This window comes from Bacteroidia bacterium, assembly GCA_025056095.1.
Lineage (GTDB): Bacteria > Bacteroidota > Bacteroidia > JANWVE01 > JANWVE01 > JANWVE01.
Map to the genome: position 1 here is coordinate 32,673 of JANWVW010000003.1, position 8,040 is coordinate 40,712.

Consider the following 8,040-nt stretch of genomic DNA (forward strand, 5'->3'; position numbering starts at 1 on the left):
AGCGTTAGCGAAGCACCGAAGCGAAGCGCAGTGCGGAATGCCCCGACCCTTGCGTCAGCAAGGGGCACGCCCAAAAAAAACAAAACTTTTCATATCAATCATCAAGATATTGTTAAGAGGTAAGGTTAATTAAAATAAAAGTGTACTTTTGCAGTATGAATCTGGAAGTATGTTTTACTCCGCATCAACTACCTTTGTATGCTGTACAAAACTCTATTGTTGTGGTAATAGACATACTGCGAGCAACTTCCAGCATTTGCGTCGGGTTTGCTTACGGTGTAGATAAAATTTATCCCGTAGAAAGCGTACAAGAATGTATTAACCTGATACAAAAGTACGGCTACATAGGTGCAGCGGAAAGAAATGGCGAAAAGCTCCCAGGATTTGTTTTAGGAAACTCTCCATTTGACTACATGAATCCTATTCTGTCAGGTAAAGTAATCGCATTAACTACCACAAACGGTACACGAGCTATACAAGCTGCACATCACCATAAAGCTAAAAAGATTGTAGTAGGGGCATTTACAAATCAATCTGCTTTAATAGAATGGCTGGTAGAACAAAAAGAAAATGTTCTACTGCTATGCGCTGGATGGAAAGATAAATTTAACCTTGAAGATACTCTCTTTGCAGGGTCTATGGTACATGAGCTCAAAAAATATGGATATACTTCCGATTCGGATACTGTATATGCGTCAGAGCTTTTGTACGTACAAGCTCAAAACCACATCCGAGCTTTTTTGAAAGAAAGTAGCCATTCTAAGCGTTTAGCTCACCTAAATATAGAAAAAGATATAGAATTCTGTTTGCAAAAAAACTTGACCGATGTTATCCCTATGTATGAAAACGGATATCTGTATAACATTAAGACGCCTCAACCTATCCATGCAGCTTTGAAAAGCTACGCACAAACTAAAAGTTAGAAAGTCGCTTTTTCTACTTAACAAACATACAAAATCATTTATATAACAAATAAGAGGTAACTTTCGTATATTTGCCCTGCGTAGAAATATGAAAGCAACCTCAAATTTATGCTAGCACAAAAAAGGCTATGGGTGTATTTTATCTTGCTTTGGGGTACAGATAAACTTCTACATTCCCAAAGTTTTATTGACAATAACCGTGCCATTTATGCTAGCCATTATGTAGGATGTGCGCCTCTTACTACACAATTTTTTATGAGTATCGTTGATGTAGACTCTTGCAAATGGTTTTTTGGAGATGGAAAACAAAGTAAAGAACTCAATCCTTTACATACTTACACGAAACCTGGAAAATATACCGTAGAAGTGATTGCTTATAAAGGTAGACAATCATATAATTTTGTTAAAACAGATTGGATTGAGGTAGCCCGATTGCCCAAAGCAGAGTTCAAAGTGGATACTTTGTACCGCAAAATACCTTATTCAAAAATACGTTTTAGGGCAAAAGATAGCTCGGCTAAGGAATATATTTGGGACTTTGGAGATGGTAATAAGGGCTATGGCAGAAGAGTTACTCACTTTTATCGTACAGAGGGCACTTTTTTAGTAAAATTAACGGTCAAAAATCATTTAGATTGTGAAGTTGTATCTAGTCAAGAAACATACATAACAATAGAAAATTCTTATGAGCCTTATGCAGATTTTGCAGCCAACTCCACTTTGGGATGTGATACTCTAAATGTTACTTTCAAAAATTTAAGTTTGAATACTTTTGCGTATGAATGGGATTTTGGCGATGGCAGCCCTGTGTCTAAGCTGCCTGAACCCTCTCATACTTACACAAAGCCAGGCAAATACACAGTGTCGCTCAAAGCCATAGGGGCTAAGGGAGAGCATTTTACTTTTAAGTCAGACTATATCGTAGTGGGTAATACTCCAGAAATTGATTTTGTAGCAGATTATCCGCGTTCTGCCATAGATGAAGAGATTAGTTTCAAGCCTATTGATAATGAACAATTTGTGTCTTATGAATGGAATTTTGGGGATTATACGGTATCAAAAGAAAAGTATCCTAAACACACCTATAAAAAAGCAGGATATTACACGGTTACTTTAACAGGTATAACTTCGGAAGGGTGCATAGTTACAGAGATTAAAAAAGATTATATACACATTACAAGCGATACAAGGTTAGAGAATCTACGTTTAGGTAATAAAATTGTGTTTGGTAAGATTTATCCCAACCCCTGCGGACCTACTGCTATTTACTCCTTTTACATCCCTGAACCTGCACTAGTGAGTACAGTTTTGTATAACGCACAAGGACAAAAAATTGCAACCTTATTACAAGAAGAGCGAATGAGTGGGATACACAAATTTGAGTTACAAGAACTGCTTGATGTACAGATGCTTAGTAGTGGGGTTTATTTTATCAAGACGAATATCAACGGCATAGAGAATGTGCAAAAAATAATATGGATAAAGTAGGAACAATTTTTGCTGCAATTCTTATCACTATGAAAAAGGTATTTTATATTCTTCTTGCTGCTTGTTCATGTATCCTTACGGATTCAGCTTTAGCCCAAGCACCTACTATTACTAGCGGTGCTTTGCCAAGCGTAGGGGACTTTTTCAACACAGTTGAGGACACAAACTTTGTAGTTACCATGACTGCGCCTAGTAGCACAGCGCAAAGCTGGACGTATTTACCTAGTACGGACAAAACCCGTACCACTAATTTTGTCAGCCCATCGGGCTTGCCTGGATCAACCCACTTCCCTGCTGCTACAATGGCAGTAAATAATACCATAGACAGTGAAGTGGTTTACCTAATCAAAAACCCATCAGGATTGTATATAGATGGCTTTTATCATCATAAAACAGGAGGGCTACTTAGTAATGTCCCTATAGATTTTGCGCCTAAAAATTCTCTTGTACTACCAACTCCTATAACTTATGGCAGCATGGGTGGAGATACGTCAAAAGCAGTGGTTATGTCCACTTATTCAGGCACAGATGTTAAATTTGTAAGAACTATACACAAAACCTACCATGCCGATGCATTTGGTTCCTTGACTATTCCCACAGGCACATATCCCAACACTTTGAGAGTTAAAGAAAACACTATCACATTGGACACAGTGTATATTAAGATAGGTCCAGTATTTTACTATCTTGGTTCCGAAGAAGATACCTTACTAGTATATCACTGGCTACAAAACGCCCACCCTGCTATTTTGTTAAGTTTGTATATCAAAGAGCCTTTTTCACTCAATCAGTCTGAAAGTGCAGAGTACAATACTATTACTAGCTCTAAAAATACTGATGCAATTAGCTTAAACAGTATCAAAACTTATCCCAATCCTGTACAAAATGTTTTACACCTTAATTTAAGAGAGAATAAGAATGTACAAAGCATTCGGATTGTAGATGTTGCAGGTAAAACTATATTGAATGAGAATATTGCCGGCTATGATGTAGCTACAATCAGCATGGCACACTATCCTGCGGGGGTGTATATCTACCAACTTTATGACAATGCAGGCAGACTTATTCATGTAGACAAGTTTGTAAAACAGTAATTTATAGACTTAAAATACTTTTGGGCGGCTTGATGATAGCCGTCCAATTTCATTTTTGTAGAAGGTAAATTGTAAGATTAAACAACAGATGCTGTAAGAAACTTTGTCAGTGTTATTTTGATATTTCTATAAAGTTTAATCCAATTAGAAAATTTTATTTTCAAAGCAGTGTTTTATTGCGTGAGGCATGCGGAGGGTGGGCGTTAGCCCAGTGCGGAGCGAAGCGAAGCACCGAAGCGATAGCGTAGCCCGTAGCACGCCGACCTTGTGGGCATGAGCGCAAGCGAAACGCCCACAAGGACACGCCCAAAAAAATAATCCAAATTCATTGTTCAACTATAAATATAATTATTCCAAGATAAAACTCTTGATCCACAACAAGTTACCTCTACTATTTGAACCTACAGCTATTACTTGATTGTGGCTAAGTGCTTGTATCGGGATGTTATCTATGACTTGAAAGCCATCTGTGCTTAGATCTGTTACGCCCCTTACTTGACCTGACGCAGCATGATATTTACAAGCGTATAAATAGTGATATTTGCCATTATGCTGTACATTCATATAAAAAATAAAAATATTATCTTGCACGCTTCGTGAAAAAACAAAGCTTTTTTCAACAGGTTTGTGAGAAGGCAAATGCCCTGTATAAGTTTTTACTTGTCGTGTGCGGGGTATGCGTTCAGTGTTAAGGTAGTTTCCGTTAGCATCAAATTTGAGTAGAAGTATGTCAAAGTACTCGTAATCTGTGTAAGGGTCAGCAAAGCTTCCGCCTATTCCTCCCATAAATAGAGTATTACTATTGAAGTTAGTAGTACTGTACTGTCTTTTGATAAAAAGTTCGGCTTGTGCTATTAGTTCCCCATTTTGAGTGTAAAACAGTTTGTGTAAAAGCAGTCCGCCCTGTGTGTAAAGCATGCTCCCTGTGGTATTTGTGCGAATAGACTTTTGTAACTCTCCCTTGTAATCGTAAGCTTTTGTCCAAGCTGTAAGTCCATTAGGTTGAAGTTTTTGAACAAAAATTCCCATCATTTCATCGTGAGATTTGTATTTAGTGTATTCGCCAATGACATAGAGGTTTTTCTCTCTATCCGATGCAAAGTGTAGGTAATTAGTTTCCATTTCAGGGTAAATAGACCACGAATGAACTATTTGCCCCTCAAAATTAAGTTCAAAGAGAGTATTTTTATGTGGAACGCGCTCTGTACCAAATCTTTGCAGGTCAATTTCTGCACTCCATAAAAATAAACGTTTGTCAAAACAAAAGGCATTCAGTAGCCCAAATTTCAGATTAGGTAAGGATAGAGTTTTTTGACTAATGATTTGTAAAGTATTGAGGTTAATTTTGAGCATGTCCACTGTTCTTTCGTTACTATAGGTTTCTTTTTCATAAAAACATATTAGAGTGTCTTGGATTAGAAGGTCTTCATATTTTTCCATTTGCTTGGCAGGACAAAGTGTAAAAAACTGTTCTTTTACGGGATTTCCTGTATGGTCATACAAAACAACTAAAACTTCTTTTTGAGTAGGATTAGTTTGATTGTTAGTTCGGGTTACTATACCTATCCAGTTATCTTTCCATGTGTATTTAATTTTTATCGGTCGGGTATCTGCATAAGTAGAATAGTGCTGGGATATAATTTGGGTATTTTGATTAAGTACCATTTCAAACTTTTTTTTGTGGTTAGGATTTTCTTCGCTAAAAGAGGTTTTTTCAGGGACAAAAGAGATCCAAATTTTTTTGTGTGAAGTATCGGCAAATACTTTTTGTATGCCCGCTTTATATAGGGATTTAGGTAGTTCAAATTGGGCTTCATCTACAAGGTTTTGAGCTGTGCTTAATGTGTAGTAAAAGATAAATACAAGCAGAATAACAAATTTTAGCATTGCACAAAGTTAACAAATAGGATTACAAAGTGCTATACTATTTTTACACGAACAATGATTAACGCAAAAGATTGAATTTTGATTTTTTGGGTGTATCCTTGTGGGCAAAAGCCCAAAAGGTCGGCGTACTGCTGCGGGCTAGGTGCGGAATGCTCCGACCCTTGCGCAGCAAGAGGTACGCCCAAAAAATGAGAAATATTTAATGGTGCAAAGAAACTATACTCGTGGTTTAGATAAGCTGGATGGGTTAGGTTTGTTATCTGGGTAACTTTTCTCTACTTTTTAGATTTTTACACACTCTTTTCATTTTATTTTCGTGTGTTCATGGCTATAATTTTGGAACGTTCAAAAGGTTTAGTCGTATCAAATAGTTTACGGTAAGTGTAGTGAATTTTACCTTGTTTTGCACCTGTGGCTTCCATAACTGAACGCATTTTGGGGTTAAAATCGCCCACCCAAGAGAGTTCTATTTCTTTGTAGCCGCGTTTGAGAACAGGTTCAAAAGGTAGCATGGACAATCCTACTTCTATGCCCATTTGCTGATATTTGGTACTTACCCCAATGATGGTAACTCGCCCTCTGTTCATAATTCGTTTTATTTTGAGGTAGTACCAAAATTGCAGTTTTTGCCACCAACCGAATTTTCCATTGAATTTTTTAATAATTTGGTTAATGTCAGGTATGCAAACAATAAAGCCAGCAGGATTATTGTCTACATAAGCGAACCAAATCATGACAGGTTCTATAATAGGTTTTAACTTCTCAAAAGTTTTTTGAATTTGCGCTACGGTAACAGGGGTAAAATTTTCATGAAATTGCCATGCATCATTGTATATAGTTACAAAGTCTTGAATGTATTTTTGTATATTTTTGAGGTTGATAGGTTCAAACTTAAACCTTGGATTGTTGACAACTCTTTGAAGTATTTTTTGCCAGCGTTCAGGTAAAGGGCGAGTAATGTCTAAGTGTTTAGAAATTTGTGAGTAAAAAACTTGAAAGCCATACGTTTCAAAGAGGTCTTTGTAATAGGGCAAATGGTAGTTCATACCGTAGGCAGGTTGTGTAAAGCCATCGACTAACAATCCCCACCACATATCATTTTCTCCAAAGTTGATAGGTCCATCCATAGCATCCATTCCTTGTTCGCGTAGCCAAGATTGACAAGCATCAAATAACATATATGCAGCTTCTAAGTCATTGATACATTCAAAAAAGCCCATTCCGCCCACTTTTAAGCCATTTTGGTGGACTTTTTTTTGATTGATAAAAGCAGCTACTCTACCTACTACCTCTTTATCGGATACACGAATGAGAATCCATCGTTTGGCTGTACCATGCTGAAAGAAAGAATTTTTATCAGGGTCAAAAATAGCTTCTATTTCAATATCCAGTGGGCAGACCCAATTAGGATCATTTTGATAAATTTTGCGGGCTACTTCTAAAAATTGCTTTTTGTGTGCTTTTGAGATTACTTCTTGCAGGGTATATTTCATATTTTAGACAAAAGATTTGGCAAAAATAAACATTTTGCCGAATAAGGACATCCAAACAAAAATCACTCAAAAATAAAATTATTCAGTATTTTTTCTGTGGTTTTGTAGATTAAATTTTGACAATTAAAACTTATTTACTAACTTGCAATAATTTTAATAGGTAGGATAAAGTATGAAACGTAAAGTTTTATTATTCACCTTGCTTGGACTAGCAGCAAATGTGGGCTTAAAAGCTCAGAACGTAGGTATTGGTACAGCAACACCTACCCAAAAGCTGCATGTTTCGGACGGTACATCTCCGAATACAGCTACTATTCAGGTAAGTGGATTGTCTAGTACCAGTGCCTTAGCCGCAGGTGCAGCTCCTTACAGAGTAGTCATGGTAGATGCCAACGGAGTAATGTACCGTGGGGGTACTGCCGGGGCAGGTAACGCAGACGCATGGTATACCATAGGTAATGCAGGTACAACCGCAGGTACAAACTTTATTGGTACTACCGATGCACAAGCTTTTGTAATCAAGACTAACGGTTCAGCTGCTGCTAATGAGCGTATGCGCATATTAGCTACTGGTCCTGCTGTATATAACAGTACTACTCCATTTGCAGGAGATGTATTCTCCGTATATGGAACAGGGTACACGGGCGCGATTAATGCGCTAGGTACTTTTGCTGTTAGTGGCTATGTAGGGGCTAACGGTATCGGAATGTATGGAGAGTGTAACAGTGCTACTACTAACACGGGGTATGGAGTATGGGGAACTCTCTTAGGTACTCAAACGCCTGCAAGCTCGGTAAGCATAGGTGTTTTTGGTAGTAATAACACAGCACCTCAAGGTACAGGAGCTACCGCAGGCAACGCATTTGGAGTATACGGGCAAGCCACAGGTGCCGCAGGTACAGCTGTAACCATAGGTACTTTTGGACGTGCCACAAGTTCAAGTGGTGCAGCCTACGGAGTATATGGTTTTACAGCTTCAAATGGGGGTGGGATTGGAGTAGTTGGCTACGCTGGACCTACTGCGGTAGGTGCGGGACAAAACTCCAGGGGCGTTCAAGGTCAGTGCGATGTTGCGCCCACAGGTACGGGATATGTAGGTGGTGTGTTTGGTTTTGCCTCAGCTACTTCAGGAACCACTTATGGTGTATATGGGCA

The 8,040-nt window shown here is 38.1% G+C and carries 7 protein-coding genes; 4 read left to right on the plus strand and 3 right to left on the minus strand.

Annotated features, from left to right (window positions below; translation table 11 throughout):
• Nucleotides 1–155 precede the first annotated feature (155 nt).
• The 3 genes from NZ519_00550 (at nt 156) to NZ519_00560 (ending at nt 3,505) form a co-directional block, all read left to right on the plus strand.
• Nucleotides 156–923 carry a 2-phosphosulfolactate phosphatase gene (locus NZ519_00550; GenBank protein MCS7027229.1) on the plus strand — a complete coding sequence of 256 codons (768 nt, stop codon included), beginning with the start codon at nt 156–158 and terminating at the stop codon, nt 921–923.
• Between the two features lie 108 nt (nt 924–1,031).
• On the plus strand, nt 1,032–2,411 hold the full coding sequence (locus NZ519_00555; protein MCS7027230.1) for a PKD domain-containing protein: 1,380 nt from the start codon (nt 1,032–1,034) through the stop codon (nt 2,409–2,411).
• Nucleotides 2,399–3,505: a T9SS type A sorting domain-containing protein gene (locus tag NZ519_00560; protein ID MCS7027231.1), complete on the plus strand. Its 1,107-nt coding sequence runs from the start codon at nt 2,399–2,401 to the stop codon at nt 3,503–3,505. The genes NZ519_00555 and NZ519_00560 overlap by 13 nt, the downstream gene beginning before the upstream one ends.
• A gap of 160 nt (nt 3,506–3,665) precedes the next feature.
• Here NZ519_00560 and NZ519_00565 read toward each other — a convergent pair whose 3' ends face one another.
• From NZ519_00565 to NZ519_00575, 3 genes are all read right to left on the minus strand, one after another.
• Entirely contained in the window at nt 3,666–3,815 is a 150-nt protein-coding gene (locus tag NZ519_00565) for a hypothetical protein (GenBank protein ID MCS7027232.1), read from the minus strand.
• Nucleotides 3,816–3,853: 38 nt separating this feature from the next.
• Nucleotides 3,854–5,392 (minus strand): hypothetical protein, encoded by a 1,539-nt coding sequence (locus NZ519_00570; protein MCS7027233.1) that lies wholly within the window; start codon nt 5,390–5,392, stop codon nt 3,854–3,856.
• Nucleotides 5,393–5,700: 308 nt separating this feature from the next.
• Nucleotides 5,701–6,885: a GNAT family N-acetyltransferase gene (locus NZ519_00575; protein ID MCS7027234.1), complete on the minus strand. Its 1,185-nt coding sequence runs from the start codon at nt 6,883–6,885 to the stop codon at nt 5,701–5,703.
• A 172-nt stretch (nt 6,886–7,057) separates the two neighbouring features.
• Here NZ519_00575 and NZ519_00580 point away from each other — a divergent pair.
• The coding region (locus tag NZ519_00580) for a hypothetical protein (GenBank protein MCS7027235.1) at nt 7,058–8,040 on the plus strand (983 nt) is incomplete at its 3' end.

What these genes read in the sequence shown, in the direction of transcription:
- NZ519_00550 (MCS7027229.1), top strand. Translation starts at nt 156, where the DNA reads ATGAATCTGGAAGTATGTTTTACTCCGCATCAACTACCTTTGTATGCT.
- NZ519_00555 (MCS7027230.1), top strand. Translation starts at nt 1,032, where the DNA reads ATGCTAGCACAAAAAAGGCTATGGGTGTATTTTATCTTGCTTTGGGGT.
- NZ519_00560 (MCS7027231.1), top strand. Translation starts at nt 2,399, where the DNA reads ATGGATAAAGTAGGAACAATTTTTGCTGCAATTCTTATCACTATGAAA.
- NZ519_00570 (MCS7027233.1), bottom strand. Translation starts at nt 5,392, where the DNA reads ATGCTAAAATTTGTTATTCTGCTTGTATTTATCTTTTACTACACATTA.
- NZ519_00575 (MCS7027234.1), bottom strand. Translation starts at nt 6,885, where the DNA reads ATGAAATATACCCTGCAAGAAGTAATCTCAAAAGCACACAAAAAGCAA.